The organism is Enterobacter sp. MG-EB028 (assembly GCF_056673305.1).
The window spans coordinates 4,021,902-4,037,587 of sequence record NZ_CP195079.1; the positions used below are offsets into that span (position 1 = coordinate 4,021,902).

General features: G+C 47.3%; 13 protein-coding genes and 1 pseudogene. 9 read left to right on the forward strand and 5 right to left on the reverse strand.

All coding sequences use genetic code 11. From position 1 onward, the window contains the following. Positions 1–3 precede the first annotated feature (3 nt). Genes pgaB through pgaD form a run of 3 tightly spaced genes read left to right on the forward strand, consistent with a single transcriptional unit; the run spans position 4 to position 3,696 of the window. Entirely contained in the window at positions 4–1,941 is a 1,938-nt protein-coding gene (gene pgaB / locus ACR42C_RS19000; protein WP_479984444.1) for a poly-beta-1,6-N-acetyl-D-glucosamine N-deacetylase PgaB, read from the forward strand. Then, on the forward strand, positions 1,934–3,265 hold the full coding sequence (gene pgaC / locus ACR42C_RS19005; RefSeq protein ID WP_233002816.1) for a poly-beta-1,6-N-acetyl-D-glucosamine synthase: 1,332 nt from the start codon (positions 1,934–1,936) through the stop codon (positions 3,263–3,265). Before pgaB ends, pgaC begins: the two co-directional genes overlap by 8 nt. Continuing rightward, positions 3,262–3,696 carry a poly-beta-1,6-N-acetyl-D-glucosamine biosynthesis protein PgaD gene (pgaD, locus tag ACR42C_RS19010; protein ID WP_316379945.1) on the forward strand — a complete coding sequence of 145 codons (435 nt, stop codon included), beginning with the start codon at positions 3,262–3,264 and terminating at the stop codon, positions 3,694–3,696. Before pgaC ends, pgaD begins: the two co-directional genes overlap by 4 nt. 38 nt (positions 3,697–3,734) lie before the next feature. On the opposite strand, the pseudogene ACR42C_RS19015 reads toward pgaD, so the two are convergent. Continuing rightward, a pseudogene (locus ACR42C_RS19015) lies at positions 3,735–3,845 on the reverse strand (hypothetical protein); the annotation flags it as partial. A 361-nt stretch (positions 3,846–4,206) separates the two neighbouring features. Between ACR42C_RS19015 and ACR42C_RS19020 the strand changes: the two are divergent. Then, a complete protein-coding gene (locus tag ACR42C_RS19020; RefSeq protein ID WP_316379944.1) occupies positions 4,207–4,734 on the forward strand; it encodes a fimbrial protein in 528 nt (175 codons plus the stop codon). Between the two features lie 57 nt (positions 4,735–4,791). Here the strand turns inward: ACR42C_RS19020 and ACR42C_RS19025 are convergent, their stop codons facing one another. Genes ACR42C_RS19025 through ACR42C_RS19035 form a run of 3 tightly spaced genes read right to left on the reverse strand, consistent with a single transcriptional unit; the run spans position 4,792 to position 8,898 of the window. Continuing rightward, positions 4,792–5,721: a fimbrial protein gene (locus tag ACR42C_RS19025; protein ID WP_316379943.1), complete on the reverse strand. Its 930-nt coding sequence runs from the start codon at positions 5,719–5,721 to the stop codon at positions 4,792–4,794. Then, positions 5,696–8,161, reverse strand: a complete 2,466-nt coding sequence (locus ACR42C_RS19030; protein ID WP_479984445.1) for a fimbria/pilus outer membrane usher protein — start codon at positions 8,159–8,161, stop codon at positions 5,696–5,698. Before ACR42C_RS19030 ends, ACR42C_RS19025 begins: the two co-directional genes overlap by 26 nt. A gap of 17 nt (positions 8,162–8,178) precedes the next feature. Continuing rightward, positions 8,179–8,898: a fimbrial biogenesis chaperone gene (locus ACR42C_RS19035; protein ID WP_316379941.1), complete on the reverse strand. Its 720-nt coding sequence runs from the start codon at positions 8,896–8,898 to the stop codon at positions 8,179–8,181. Between the two features lie 311 nt (positions 8,899–9,209). Here ACR42C_RS19035 and ACR42C_RS19040 point away from each other — a divergent pair, with 311 nt between their 5' ends. From ACR42C_RS19040 to ACR42C_RS19060, 5 genes are all read left to right on the forward strand, one after another. Next, complete coding sequence (locus ACR42C_RS19040) at positions 9,210–9,755, forward strand: fimbrial protein (RefSeq protein WP_316379940.1); 546 nt, start codon at positions 9,210–9,212, stop codon at positions 9,753–9,755. 78 nt (positions 9,756–9,833) lie between these two features. After that, positions 9,834–10,544 (forward strand): fimbrial biogenesis chaperone, encoded by a 711-nt coding sequence (locus tag ACR42C_RS19045; protein WP_316379939.1) that lies wholly within the window; start codon positions 9,834–9,836, stop codon positions 10,542–10,544. Further along, a complete protein-coding gene (locus ACR42C_RS19050) occupies positions 10,541–13,138 on the forward strand; it encodes a fimbria/pilus outer membrane usher protein (RefSeq protein ID WP_479984446.1) in 2,598 nt (865 codons plus the stop codon). The genes ACR42C_RS19045 and ACR42C_RS19050 overlap by 4 nt, the downstream gene beginning before the upstream one ends. Before the next feature lie 42 nt (positions 13,139–13,180). Further along, a complete protein-coding gene (locus ACR42C_RS19055; RefSeq protein WP_479984447.1) occupies positions 13,181–14,251 on the forward strand; it encodes a fimbrial protein in 1,071 nt (356 codons plus the stop codon). A gap of 14 nt (positions 14,252–14,265) precedes the next feature. Beyond that, a complete protein-coding gene (locus ACR42C_RS19060; RefSeq protein ID WP_316379936.1) occupies positions 14,266–14,784 on the forward strand; it encodes a fimbrial protein in 519 nt (172 codons plus the stop codon). 87 nt (positions 14,785–14,871) lie between these two features. On the opposite strand, the gene ACR42C_RS19065 is transcribed toward ACR42C_RS19060, so the two are convergent. Further along, positions 14,872–15,567, reverse strand: a complete 696-nt coding sequence (locus ACR42C_RS19065; RefSeq protein ID WP_316379935.1) for a winged helix-turn-helix transcriptional regulator — start codon at positions 15,565–15,567, stop codon at positions 14,872–14,874. Positions 15,568–15,686: the final 119 nt, after the last annotated feature.

The following is a 15,686-nucleotide window of genomic DNA, read 5'->3' on the forward strand; positions in this document are numbered from 1 at the left end:
AATATGCTGAACACACGCTTTTCCGCGAGCCTGATACTCATCGGCTGGCTCTGCCTCAGCGCGAGCGTCTGCGCGCAGGCGATTTCGTTCGTTGCGCCCAAAGCGCGGCCGCAGCCGGAGGCGAGCAAACCCTGGCCGCAGAACCAGTTTCTGGTGCTGGCCTACCACGACGTCGAAGACGATGCCGCCGATCAGCGCTACCTCTCCGTGCGCACCAGCGCGTTAAACGAGCAGATAAGCTGGCTTCTGCACAACGGCTATCACGCCATCAGCGTGCAGGACATTCTGGACGCGCATGACGGAAAAAAAACGCTGCCGCCAAAAGCCGTTCTGCTCAGCTTTGACGATGGCTACAGCAGCTTCTACACCCGCGTATGGCCACTGCTCAAGGCCTGGAACGTCCCTGCGCTTTGGGCGCCGGTGGGCAGTTGGGTGGATACGCCAGCAAACCAGAAGGTGAACTTTGGCGGCCTGATGACGCCCCGCGATCGCTTCGCGACCTGGGACATGGTGCGCGAGCTCAGCCAGTCCCCGCTGATTGAAATCGGATCGCATACCTGGGCCTCGCATTACGGCATCGTCGCCAACCCGCAGGGCAGCCGTGAACCGGCTATCGCCAACCGCTTTTATGACAAGGCCACGGGCCGCTATGAAACCGACCAGCAGTTCAACCAGCGGATCGGCGATGACGTCCGCAAGGTGACGGAGAAAATCGCGCAGGTGACGGGCAAGGCGCCGCGCGCCTGGGTCTGGCCTTACGGCGCCGCAAACGGTACGTCGCTCGCCATCGCCAGACAGCAGGGTTATCAGCTGGCCTTTACCCTTGAGGACGGGCTGGGGAATGTGCAGGAGCTGGGCAACATCCCCCGCCTGCTGATCGCCGGGAATCCCTCGCTCAAGGCATTTGCCAGTACGGTCAGCCAGGTTCAGGAGCGCGATCCCGTGCGCGTCATGCACGTCGATCTCGACTACGTTTACGATCCCGATCCGGCCCAGCAGACCCAAAACATCAACAGGCTGATCCAGCGGGTCTACGACATGAAAATTAGCCACGTTTTCCTGCAGGCGTTTGCCGACCCGCAGGGCGACGGCAGGATCAGGGCACTCTATTTCCCCAACCGCCGGCTTCCGGTCCGGGCCGACCTCTTTAACTTTGTCGCCTGGCAGCTGCAAACCCGCGCGGGCGTGAAGGTCTTCGCGTGGATGCCGGTGCTCTCGTTCGATCTCGATCCTTCCCTGCCCCGCGTGCAGCGTCGGGACGATCGAACCGGTCAGCTGCGCGAGGCCAATGAGCCCTATATCCGGCTTTCCCCGTGGGATCCGCAGGTTCGCCAGCAGGTGACGGAGATCTATGAGGATCTGGCCCGCCATGCCAGCTTCAACGGGGTCCTGTTCCATGACGATGCGGTGCTGACGGACGTTGACGCTACCGGGCAGGACACGACGCGTCAGAAAAGCCGGAGGCTTATCGGGTTTACCCGCGCCCTGGGCCAGGCGGTGAAGCATATCCGCGGCCCGCAGATAAAAACCGCGCGCAATATGTTCGTCTTACCCATTCTGCAGCCCGAAAGCGAAGCGTGGTTTGGGCAGAATCTCGATGATTTTCTTGCGGCCTATGACTGGACGGTACCGATGGCCATGCCGCTGATGGAGTCCGTTCCGGCGAATGAGAGCAATGCCTGGCTGACGCGTTTGATCAAAGCCGTCGCAACGCGGCCCGGCGCGCTGGATAAAACCATCTTCGAACTGCAGGCCAGAGACTGGGAGCAGAAACCGCAGCGCGCTGTTTCCGACAGCCAGCTTGCGGCGTGGATGCGCGTCCTCCAGCTTAACGGCATCAAAAACTACGGCTACTACCCTGACGATTTCATCAATAACCAGCCTGATATCTCACGCATCAGGCCCGTATTTTCTTCCTACTGGTACCCTGACAATGACTGATCGCATAATCGCCTTTTCCATTTTATGTCTGGTATTCGGGTTGCCGTTAGGCGTGGCAGCCCTCTTTACCGGCGAGCTGATTCTGGATTTTGTCTTCTTCTGGCCGCTGTTTATGTCCGTGCTCTGGGTCACCGGCGGGCTCTATTTCTGGTTTCAGCTTGAACGCCGCTGGTCGTGGAATAAAGACACGCCCGCCCCGGTACTTGCCGGCGAGCCACTCATCTCCATTCTTATCCCCTGCTTCAACGAGGGACGAAATGCCCGGGAGACCATCAGCGCCGCGCTGGATCAGCGGTATGAAAATATAGAAGTTATCGCCATCAATGACGGCTCCTCTGACAACACGGCGGAGGTATTGCAGGCGCTGGCGCAGGAGCAGCCGCGCCTGCGGGTGATCAACCTCGCGGAGAACCAGGGAAAAGCCGTGGCGCTCAAAGCCGGGGCGGCGGCGGCCCGGGGCGATCTGCTGGTCTGCATTGACGGCGACGCCCTGCTCGACCGCGACACCGCTGCTTATCTGGTAGCGCCGCTGATTCAGTATCCCCACGTTGGGGCGGTTACCGGGAACCCGCGAATTCGCACGCGCTCCACGCTGATTGGCCGCATTCAGGTAGGCGAGTTTTCGTCCATCATTGGGCTCATCAAGCGGACGCAGCGGATCTATGGCCGGGTCTTTACCGTCTCCGGCGTCATTGCCGCCTTTCGCCGTCAGGCGCTGGCGGACGTCGGGTACTGGAGCCCGGACATGATCACCGAAGACATCGACATCAGCTGGAAGCTCCAGCTGCGCCACTGGGATATCTTTTTCGAGCCGCGGGCGCTGTGCTGGATCCTGATGCCGGAGACGCTCAAGGGCCTGTGGAAGCAGCGTCTGCGCTGGGCCCAGGGCGGCGCGGAGGTGTTTCTGGTCAACCTGCGCAAGATGGTGCGCTGGGAACATCACCGCATGTGGCCCCTGTTTCTGGAGTACGCGCTGTCAACGCTGTGGGCCTTCGCGTATGCGATAACGGTGCTGCTGTTCGTCATCAGCCACGTCGCGCCCATTCCCGCCAGGCTGACCGTTGAAACCCTGTTTCCCCCGGCGTTTACCGGGCTGCTGCTGGGCGTGATGTGCCTGCTGCAGTTCCTGGTCAGCTTGTACATCGAGCGGCGCTATGAGCGCAAGGTGGCAAGCTCGCTTTTCTGGGTGATTTGGTTCCCGATGGTCTACTGGATGATTGGCCTGTTCACCACCCTCGTCGCATTTCCAAAAGTCATGCTTAAACGTCAGCGTGCCCGCGCGCGCTGGATCAGTCCGGACCGGGGAAAAGGGAGCCTTCAATGAACGAAAATACCTTAATTTTGACTGAACATCGCTTGCTGCCACGTCTTTTTGATGCCGCGTTAACCGCGATGGCGTGGGGCGGATTTCTGTTTTTCCTGTATGCCAGGCTGTGGATGCAGTTAACCGAGGAGAGCGACCACCGGTGGAGCGTGATTATTGCCTCCTTTAATACGGTGTTGATCTATTTGCTGTTCGCCGCGCTCAACGGCTGGCTGCTGATTTTGTGGTATCAGTACAACCGCCGCCGCACGCACGCAAGGCGCCGCCAGCCGGGCTATTTTCGCCAGGAGGAGCTGGCCCGCAGCTTTAATGTCTCACCGCAGATCATCTCCGAGATGAGCCAGTACAACCTGCTGACGGTGTATCATGACCAGATTGGACGCATCATCGATCTGAAGACCAGCGAGCAGCAGGACGGGGAAGCGCAGTAACAAAAGGCCCCCACAGAGAATACTCTGCGGGGGCTTTTTTTGCCGCTGGATTTATCCAGCAGTTCGTCCTGAGCGCTGATGAGAGCGATATTGCTGCCGCAGCGACCAGCAACAGGTTTCACGACATAGCCGGTCTGTTTCAGCAGATCGCGCTCGCTCACTAATGGCGCCTGTTGTTCACCCATCCAATGATTTTTATCGAGTTCGTGATGCAGTACCTCTGAAAATTTTTTTAATTATCTGATTGGGCGCTTCTCTGAGGCTAAAATTAAAATAAGAAAAATTCCCATATATATATTTATACAAAGATGAATGTATAAATTATTTACTATAGCACGTTAAGTTTACTTTTGATGTGATAGAAATAATTTCAAAATAAACCAAGTGTCCAAATGAAGACAGTTCGGATGGTTTCAAATCGAAACACTAACTCTTAATATATACTAGCTCGCTTCTTAAAGAGCGATAGTAATAAAATCAACTTTATTGTTTTTTTTAAGGGTTATTGAAATGAAAAAAATCATTCAGCTCGGAATTTTAGCTGCGGCTATCACTGCATCCTGTGGCGCTTTTGCTGCAGGCACTGAAGGCGTTGCTGTCGAGTTTGGCGGTACGCTGACAACATCTTCCTGTAACGTTTCCGTAAATGGTGGTCAGTCTATTGATATGGGTAGTGTTGATACCTCTGGTTTGAAAATCGGCGAAACAACGACAGCAGTTCCGTTCACCGTTGATATTAAAGATTGTCCGTCAAGTATTCAGACTGCTGCCCTGGATTTTGAGGGAAATGCATTTTCTGGCGACAACACTGCTTTCGCTTTGACCTCATCAGTTGGTAATGCTGCAGAGCAGGTTGCCCTGATGATTGAGAATACGGCCAGTGGTACTTACTTCAGTCCAAACGTTTCCGGCTCAACAGAAAGTTTAGATAGTGGTGCTGTATCCATCCCTCTGGCTGCTTTATTGAAAATGAAAAGCTCCTCTGTAGACGAAGGCCAATTTGCAGTATCGACTTCCCTTCATGTGATTTATAACTGATTATGAATAACGTAAAGCCGTGAATTATTTCACGGCTTTTTTTTGAACAAAATTAAATCATGGATAAAGAATATGCAGATTTGCAGTGGCATTAAAAGCACCAGCTTGTGGTACTCCAGTACTCAATAGCTTTGCCAGGAATACGAAATTACCTGTTTGTGGGACGATTTTTATCCGCTTATTGACTGGCATTGGCGTGCCATTTTGCTGCTGTATGCTCAGCGCGATATTGTTTTTCCTCATCACCGAAGAAAGTAAATATCCATTCTTGTCTGATATTCCCTCCCAGCGCATAGCCAGATGGTCCTGAAGTGGGCATGAGTATGATAAGGAGAACTCCCGGGTCGCCAGAACGGTACCCACTTTTGCTTTGTCTGGAATATTCACATCGCCGAAGTTCACCGTTTTGCTTTCAATATGGCAAGATTCTCCGTGCACCCTAACTGGATGCTGTAATGAAATCAGCACCGATTTATTGCCGCCATCTGGGCGTATTACGCCATAAACTCCTGGTTTTATCGTATCTTGAATTTGAAGAACAGATGATGTCTGGACCAACTCGAAAGTAAGACGGGGCGTGACGGGCCAGGGCAGACGGCACCGAAAACCGCCACACCGCAGATTTGTTCTCCAGGGAAAGGGCTGAGTATCAAGATAGAGACGATAGCCAATCCCTGCTACCCCGGTTGCGTAAACCCCTTGGCCATTTTTACTCATGAATCCAGGAAATGCCGTAAGGTGCCCATTGCCATTGCAAATAAATGGCTGTTTATCAGAACCATCATTTAAGCTCATTGTTTTCTGAGAAAGAATGGTGCCGGGCCCTGATGATGAGGAAAGGGTTATGTCTGGCAATGAAAAATCTAGCTTCAGCGATTCAGCCAGGCGACATTCAGCATTCACAGATGCCACTGGGAATGACAGGATAAAAACTATGAATAACCTAATGAGCCATGATGCTTTATCGGCAGATAAGTGATAGTGCATAGAGATGCTTCCTTGATTGTTTTTGGATCTGATATGGCGCCTTGCACTCCTGGTTGGCATCACCCCATTTTGCTGTGATAGCACCCTTAGCAGGTGCGCCGATTAAATAGACATTCCCATTCTCATCAACGATACCTTCGTTACTTTCATCACCAGCAGTGACCGTTGCACCAAACGGTACGGGTGTTCCAGCAGGCGTTACCAGTGTCAGCAAAAGCTTTTGTCCAATATGAGGAGCGAATTCTGCGAGAACAATGGCACCTTCGGTCGGAACACGAAATACAGAGGTATTCCCTAACTCAATATCCGAATCGGTTTCTTTATCTTTACCGATTGCGATACGGTCCTGCCTGTAGGGTTGTAGGTAAGGTACGATGGTATAACCGCGGAAATCGGTGGTCACGCCCGTTTGATTTTCGATTTTCAGCCCAGGGGCATGTTCTGCTTTAATCAGGGCAACAGCATCATTCGGGTTGAAATATTGGCCAGCCGTCAAGCCATATGAAGAACCGACAAGAGAGCCTTTTATCTGGTAGCTTAGACTTTGCTGTTGGGAAGAGTGACTGTAGTTCGTGCGATACTCGCCATAGCTACCTTTATAATCAAGAGCCAAGCCTTGTGAGGTAGTTTGTGAATCACCATTCATCGCACTCAACTCCCAGCTTAATGCGTCGTTTTCTAAGGCATTGCCGTTAAGACCTACGGATTGTGTCGGCGAGCCAGGTTTCTGTAGTAAGTTAGAAAGTGAAATCCATGCATCATCAGAAAAAATTGAAAATGGTATTTGTACGTTAAGAGAGAGCTGCTGATCGGAGCTACCATCACTTTCCTGTGTCCATGCCCAACCGACGTTCAAGCTGGCGCTATTGATCGAAAAGTTATCCGTTAACGATACGCTTTCTTCCGTATTTTTATACCAGTACGCGGTACGGAGAAGCGAAAGTATAACCGTGTTGATTTCGCCAAGAGGCTGGTTAACCGACAGCTGCAGTTGATTCCTCTGGAACATAGAGCCTTCATCAACGTCTTTATCAGAATCGGTGATGGCATCAGGATAAGAAATAAAATTTGGTGCTGGCGAAAATGCCCATGACATCGATAAATCGGTATCCGAGCCGGGAACATTTTTCACATATTGCAGGCGATAATTCTGTCCTTGCGTATCCAGCGTTTCATATGGATGAGCCTGCATAAATTTCATGTCGGCCGAGATCGAACCAAACTGAGCTAAGCCAAGGGCGTAGCCGATATCGAATGCGTGATAGCTGTTTGTTAAAAATGAACCACCAAATACTGTCATATCGGCAGGAAGACCATAGAAAAAAGTCAATTGGCTAAAATTTTCATTTTTAGCGTTACTATTTTTAGTACGACCTGCGTTAAGGCTATATTTCAGAAAACCCTGACGCTGCATTGCTGAAACCGTCCCCCAGGATTGCGTGAAATGGTGCTCGCTTCCGTCCGCCTCGGTGATTTTAACCTTCAACTGCCCACCACCGGTTTGAGGATATAAATCATTAATCAGAAACTGACCAGCGGATACGTAACGCTTATAAATTACACTACCATTCTGACTAATTTCGACCAGTGCGTTTGATGTACGTGCTATCCCACGAATGACAGGCGCATAGCCTTGTACTTTGTCATCGTACATTGAACTATCGGTAGCAAGAGAAAGACCTGAATAATCAATTCCATCAAAAAGGGAGGTATCGCTGCTGTTATCTCCGATGCTCAATAGCCCCCGAAGTGCGGGAATATCGCGCTGAAGCCAGGTCTTAGTGCTCTCCCAGGATACCGAGCCTTCCGCTGGCTTATCTGCAGTACCCATATTTCGTAAACGCCACGCCCCTATATTTAACCCGCTATTCAGTCGGATGTATTGGTCATCAGCGGTAAAGCTTTTTCCTGAGTCACTTTTCTGGGCACCATTAAAATCATAATTCAGACTTAATGCGGAGATACCGTTATCCCATTGATTTGATGGAACACTGAGATCATCATCAGGCCCGGCTTTCAAATAGGCCTGAGGGATATTGATATCCAGTAAAAGCTTCTTTTCATTAAATGAAAACGTCATCCCATTGAGTTCGCCAGGGAGGGCGTAAGCTTCATTACTGTTAATTTGCTGCTTAAGAAAATAAACACCTAACTCATGCATTTTTGCGACAGTAATCTCAGGTTGTAACTTACCGCTTTTATCTAGCACGAAATTAATGTCGCTGGTGGTTATGAGCTTTTGATTGACGCGAATGGAGACATGGTAAATCCCCCCCTGGCTGTCACTTTTATTGAACTGGCTAATATCAACGTTTTGTGCCGAAATCTGCCCGGTATTTTCGACAGCGGATGAATCAAAAACAAAATCATCAGCCTGTACCCCTAAAGAACAAAGCAGTAGCGTTAGGGCTGAAAATGATAAATGTTGGCTATGAGGCATTTCTTGTTGCAGGCCTTTTATAAGGTTGTTGATTTTTCCGAGGTTATGCCCCCTTGGTCGGTTAACGCGCTCCAGTTTACGGAATGTACAGATGTAGTGACTGGAATTGATTTTTCAGAAAATGGTGAGACCATCAAATTTTTAACGGAACTGTTGGCTTGACTATCAATAGACAATTTATGCAGGGTAACAAAATAGGGAGTTGGGTTTTTTATTGTGACCGATTTCCCATGTTTAGTGAATACTATTTTCTCCCATGCGCTGGCGGCCTCTTCATCAGTCAATTTCTCCGGGCGGTAAAACAATTTCATCGATGAACTGACTGAAACCATGAGGGAACTTGATGAACTTTTGGCTAGTCCGGGAATGGCTTTGAAATTGAAATAAAATATAGACTCCCTATCCTGAGGTAGGGTGCTGGTATCTGTTTTTACGATGTTTATCGTGTTCGTATCTCCAGGATTCATTCGAAACAACGGTGGAGTAACGACAAATGGAATTTTGGCTAAATTGCTGTTGATTTTCTTATCTGTTTTCTCGTTATATGGCGAGAACCAGGATTGAACCAAATAAGGAATATTGTCGCGGTCATATGCGGAGATAGAAAGGCTATCCTGTGATTCATGGTAAATAAACCTGGTGCCGCCCAATGTTACAGAGGCAACAGCTGTATTCAGACATAAGACGCTGGATGCAATAAGGAAAGAAAATGAAAGAATGTAATTTGATTTTAACATAACAAGAAAACCTAATTATAAAAAAACAATTACAACGTGAATTTAAGGTTCATTCAATGTCCTCAAAAGGACACCGACCGCCATTGTATTAACCTTCGATGAGTGGTGTTTCTTTTTTGCATAGAAAGGTGTATCAAAAAGGACACACCCTCCTGTTGTTCTTTCGTGATTAATTTAGCGATAATGCGAACACACCGAGTTTGTGCTGAATTAAAAGTTATTGAACAGGCTTGGATTGCTAATTCAACTTTCATTCGTGAAACGTTGTGTGTTTGAGAATTAATTATCTACTTTATTTTTTTGAGGTTTACATGAAAAAGCAACTGGCTGTAGCCGTAGCAATGTTATTTACTACTGGTATGGGTATGGTTCATGCAGCAGACGGTACAATTAACTTCACCGGGACCGTAACTGCGGATACCTGTACTGTTGCAATCAATGATCAAACTAATCCAACTCTGAACCTTGGCACTGTTAACACTGCAGACCTTGCTGCTTCAGGCGATACTGGCCCGGCGACTAATTTCACCCTGAATCTGACATCTTGCCCAGAAACAGTAACAGGAGCAAGCATTACGTTTAGCGGTAACGCAGACAGTACGCTGAATACCGCGTTCACCAACGAAGCGAACGCAAGCGATGCAGCTAAGAACGTTGGCGTTCAATTGTATGACTCATCTCTGAAAACGGTAACGCCTGACGCTGCCCTGGATGTGACCAGCTTCCTGACCGAGAACGCTGATCAGACTGCAAAATCTGCATCAATTCCATTTACTGCTCGTATGATCGCTGTTGCTGATGTTGCGACTGCTGGTTCTATTATTTCCCACGCTGACTACACCGTCAGCTACCAGTAATAAAATAAGCTTCCCATGGATGAATACAGGGTAAGGATGCCCTGGTTTTTCTATTTCTAATATTAAGAGAGTTTACGCATGAAAATGTCAGTAAAATATTGCTTGCTAACGGCATGTATGTCGTTTGCTGTATCTGCTAACGCTGGCGTTAATATTAATGGCACTCGTTTAATTTACCATGGGGAAAAGAAAGAGGCGTCGATTAATGTGAGAAGTGGAGCAGATGACAAATATCCATACCTCATTCAAAGCTTTGTTGATAATAAAGGACCAAAGGGTGACCAACCTGAAGGCACAGGTAAACAGCCATTTACCGTTACACCACCATTATTCCGCCTCGAACCTGGTGCACAAAATGCGGTACGCGTCATTCGTACTGGTGGTGATCTTCCTACTGATCGAGAAACCGTTTATTGGTTAGATGTTAAGGCTATTCCAGCGAATGATCCAAAGGATGATGGGAAAAATGTTCTGCGTTTTTCTCTTAAAAACAGGGTGAAAATATATTATCGTCCCGCAGGTCTGGCCGATCCAACTATTGATGATTACAAAGCAGTATCATTCAAGATATCGGGTAGCGATTTAGTTGTAACCAACCCAACACCATGGTTTTTGACATTCTATAAGTTAAATGTTGGTTCTAGCCTGGTGAATACTGAATTCACAATGGTTCCGCCACGCGGTACGCATACGTATAAAATCCCGGCGGGTGCATCAGGAAAAGTGACCTGGTCATATATTAATGACTATGGCGCAGCGTCTCCAGTCATGGGGGATGTTTCCAGATGAGTTTAGGTGCTGCAAGACGAAATCAAAATGCAAAAAAAAGATTATATCGATTCAGGCCATTAACCTGTTTGGTGTTAATGGCCTTACAAAGTACCCACTACGCATTTGCCCGGGATGAATTTGATATGGCCGCTCTGGAAACGAGCGGGCCAAAGGTCAACGTTAACCTCAGTCAGTTTGCTAATTCAGGCTCTCAGCTGCCAGGGAGTTATCACGTTGATGTTTATATTGATCATGCGCAGGTAGATACGCGATCGCTGGATTTCGTGCAGAACAAAGACGGTCTTTTGGTGGCGGAGTTGACTCCCGATCTATTAAAAGATTGGGGGGTGAATGTCGATGATATTGATGGCCTTGTCGAAGCGAAAAAAATCGAGGACTTACCAAAATTTATTCCTCAAGCCACTGAAAATCTTGATTATAGTCAGATGCGTTTAGACTTAACCATCCCTCAAGCTTATGTGAATAGTAATGCGCAGGGTTATGTTAGCCCCGAACTCTGGGATGAAGGTATACCCGCCTTATTGCTTGGATACGACTTCAATGGTTCAAACACCTGGCGCAACAATGATAATGCGTCAGGTACCGAAGATAACTATTTTCTGAGTTTACATAGCGGGTTGAATCTGGGGGCATGGCGTCTGCGTAATTACAGTACCTGGACGTATACCAAGACACCTGAAAGTTCAGTTGATGGGTACACCAACAGCGGGGATAGCCAAAACCATTGGGACTCGGTCAACACGTTTTTACAACGAGACCTTCCAGGAATAGATGGGATGCTGACCATGGGCGATGCAACAACGCCCTCTGATGTCTATGATGGGTTCTCGTTCCGTGGTGCACAAATAACATCTGACGATAATATGTTACCGGACAGCCTGCGTAACTTTGCGCCGACGGTGCATGGTATTGCGACCAGCAATGCAACGGTAACGATCCGCCAGAACAACACCGTTATTTATCAAAAACAAGTTCCGCCAGGAGCATTTGAAATTAAGGATTTATATCCTAACTCAACTAACGGTGATCTTGTTGTAACGGTGAAAGAATCAGATGGCCATGAGCATACATTTGTTCAGCCTTTCTCCAGCGTGGCAATTATGCAACGTGAAGGTCATCTGAAATATGCATTTACTGGCGGCGAATACCGCAGTAACTCGGAAGGTGACGAACCTAAGTTTGGCCAGCTTACTGCGGTTTATGGTCTTCCGCATGACATGACCATCTATGGCGGAACTCAATTATCCGACAATTATCAGAACGGATTGGCTGGTTTAGGCTTTACTCTGGGGGATATTGGTTCTCTTTCCGTGGATACGTCCTATTCCTCTGCAGATTTAAGTACTGGCGAACATAAAAGTGGGGAATCTTACCGTGCGCAATACTCGAAAAGTGTGCTGAGTACGGGCTCCACCGTGACGCTTGCAGCATATCGGTATTCCACCAAAGGCTATTATAGTTTTCAGGATGCCGCCGATCTACAGGTAAATAATGACTTAACTGATGACGAAAACGAGAATAATGATTTTAACCTCACCAATAACAAACGCTCGCGCTGGCAGGCGTCTTTAAGCCAGGACCTTCCCGAAGATTGGGGACAAATTTATCTTAATGGCTACCAGCAAGATTACTGGAGCGATAATGGCTATGAAAGAAATCTAAGCGTTGGTTATAACAATACATGGTCCGGAATTAGCTATGGGGTTACCTACAACTTTACCAGCATGCCGGATATGGAAAACGATCATCAAATCGCAATGAATATTAGTGTTCCCCTGGATAAATGGCTACACGGTGCTTATGCCTCATACAATACGAATACGAACCGTCATGGTGATACCACACAGCAGGTAAGCCTGTATGGTTCAGCACTTGAAGATGGAAATCTTAACTATACCCTGATGGAAGGCTATCGAAATCATGAGGATTCTGGCTCGAATGGATCCGTTAACCTGGATTATACCGGCAGCATGGGTGAAGCTAACGTGGGTTATAACTACGATCCTGACAGCCATCAGGTTAACTATGGCTTACAGGGCGGAGTTGTTGTCCACCAGCATGGAGTGACACTCTCGCAGGCGCTTAACCAGGATATCCAGTCCATCGCGTTGGTCAGCGCACGAGGCAGTGATGGTACAAAAATCCTTAACGGCACGGATGTCAGAACTGACTGGCAGGGCTACGCCGTGGTTCCTTACCTTACGCCGTATAAAAGAACCATGGTCAATCTGGATACGGGTACCCTTGCAGAGAATGCTGATGTAGACAGCTCGTCTGTTAATGTTGTCCCAACGGAAGGGGCGGTAGTTCTGGCGAAATTTAATACCCATATTGGCGCCCATGCGTTAATTCGTTTGCAGCATCAGGGTTCAGCCATTCCTTTCGGTGCGACGGTAAGCCTGATTCAGGATGATAGCGTGACAGGTATTGTGGGTGATGGTGGCGATGTCTATTTGACCGGTGTTCCAATGGAAGGTGATTTACTGGTGCAGTGGGGTAAAGAGGCGAATACCCAATGTAAGGCAAAGTTCGCGTTACCAGAGAATCAATCTAATTCCAGCGTGATTAATGTCAGTGCCGTTTGTTATTAAAAATAAAACACCGCCACTGGCAAGCAAGATAAAGGTAAACAAATGAAAATTAAAAATAAACAGCGAAATTATATCCATGCGGGAAGAGGTTTATTTTGTCTGACCGCCATTGCTATTTATTTTTTAGCTGCACCCGCTTATGCGGCAAGCGCTGCAACCTGTACGGCTAATGAGGCGATGATACCAATGTTTTCTTTGAGCGGAACTGTCACTTTCCCTCCGGATATCGCCATAGGGGCTCCAGCTAGCTTCGGTTCATATACGACCAGTCAGGTGACTGGTCTGGTGACGTGTAAATATTCAGGTGATACCTCTGCTAACAGAGAACTTGATTATATGATCGGTTCGGATAACAGCATTGCTGGCACATACCAGGACAGGACCACGTTTGATACAAATCTTGAAGGCCTTGGTATACAACTCGGCGGTTCTTTTGGTTTAAATTCTACCTATTCTGCGGATACCCAGAACATACCTGGCACTTGGATTTCTGGGGGTGATACGAAGAGCGGAGGTATCGCCAAGATATCAAGTTCAAATGAAACGGTAACCATTGATACAACTGTGCAGATGTATTTCGTTAAGACAGCCGGAGACGTTGCGAGTGGCACTGCCTCAGGTCAAGTAGGTTATGTGAGAATTATGCCTGACCGCGTACCTGCTAATTTAATAACAGTACCTATTGTTCTTGCGGGAGTAACGGTTGCTGCCTCCGGCTGTGATGTGAGTAGCACTAAAGAGATCAATATTGTACTTGATGATGTACAGAAGAGTGATTTACCTGATGTGAATAGCACATGGGGCCAAAGCAGTCCGCAAAATATCCAGCTTGCCTGTAGTAAAGGCACCTCGGTAGGCATTACGTTTTCAGGCACCCAGTCTTCTGATTCAGCGGATGCAAGCGTATTGCAAAATAATGGTTCAGCCCAGGGTATTGGCGTTCAGCTGTTAAAATCTGATGGTACGCCCTATGTGCTAGGCACCCGAGTTGCAGTCAGTAGCTCCTCCGGCGAGACCGTTAACATTCCAGTATCGGCACGTTATATCCGAACGGGGGATATGGTCGCAGGGTCTGTCACATCAAGTGCGACTTATACCTTAGATTATGAGTAACATTAAGCGAAACTATGATGAAAAAAATCGGGTTTACTCTATTTGGTGTGTTGTCTATTTTAACTTTAGCCAGGGCTTATGCTGGCACGGGATATGAAACGGGAACGGTGAATGTTACCGGGAATCTCTTGCCATCTACGTGTAGTATATCGGGTGTAACGGATTTAACGTTCGCTCTAGGTAACGTTTCAGCGTCAGACCTGCCTGGAGTCAACTCTACCTTTGGTCGTACAGAGCAAAGTATTAATTTAACATGTACTACTGAGACGGGCGTGTATATGACCGTCAACGGAGATAGTATAGCCGATTCACCGACGGTTATAGAAAACAAAGGCACGGGGAAAGGTGTTGGGCTTCAATTGCTTGATGTATCTAACAGTGATAATCCCATTTCGCTAGGGCAGCGTTGGATGGTTATTCAAGCCTCTGAGGGAAGTGCAGTTATTCCTCTTGCCGCACAATATATTCGCACTGGGTCAATAAGCAGCGGTACGGTGACAGCGTCAGTCACTTACACTTTAGATTACCAATAGTATAAATATTACATAACATAGATATTTATATATATTATTATCTTCCCAGAATAAAAAACCACCTCATCGCAGGTGGTTTTTTATTCTTCAATACGCACCCGGTAACTTAGATACTGAAGTCAATTTACCTGAATTGATTGTGATATATTCTCCTTTTTTAAGATCCATAAGGATTTTCATAATTCGGCTTCTGGAAAGCCCCGTTCTTTTTTGTATAAAAGAAGGTAGATTAATGTTAGTTCTATATTCTTCAGGATAAGACCATACCTCGAGTATTATGTTTTTAATTTTAAGGTAAGAATTGTTTTTTAAATTCTCAGATTCTCTATCTATCATGAGCATAAGACGATGTGCCAGAATTCTGGCCACATCGTGCCAAAGGTTTTGTGCATCTATTGCGGCAACAAAATCCTGAAGTTGTACAAAAAATAAAGTGATATCCGTTTCGGCACATAAATTAACCTCTTGAGATAATGTGTTTGGAATCTCATAAAATGAGGAATAACCATGAACAAGGCCCAGGATCGATGGCGGATAAACGGTAGAGGAATAAAGTCCGCTACTAGCATATGTCAGCGTAGCAATACCCTCAGCGAACAATATAACCCCTTTACTCCCTTTTTCTTCATTTAGCTTGTAGTTTTTATTTTTTGGAATTATTATTTTTTGGCTGTATGGCAAAAGAGCCACGAATAATGAGTCAATTGATTTCATAGGTTTAGTTTTCATAACAAAACTATACTTATGATCAAATTCATTATTATCGCTTATATGAGTTGCCACTTTTAAAAATTCTCCTTGCCGTTGACACAAAGATAATAGTACACCAGTGATTGAGCAATAACATTGATTAAATCAAGGTTATGATGCAACTTTAGTACATTGTTTAATATTTTCCATTT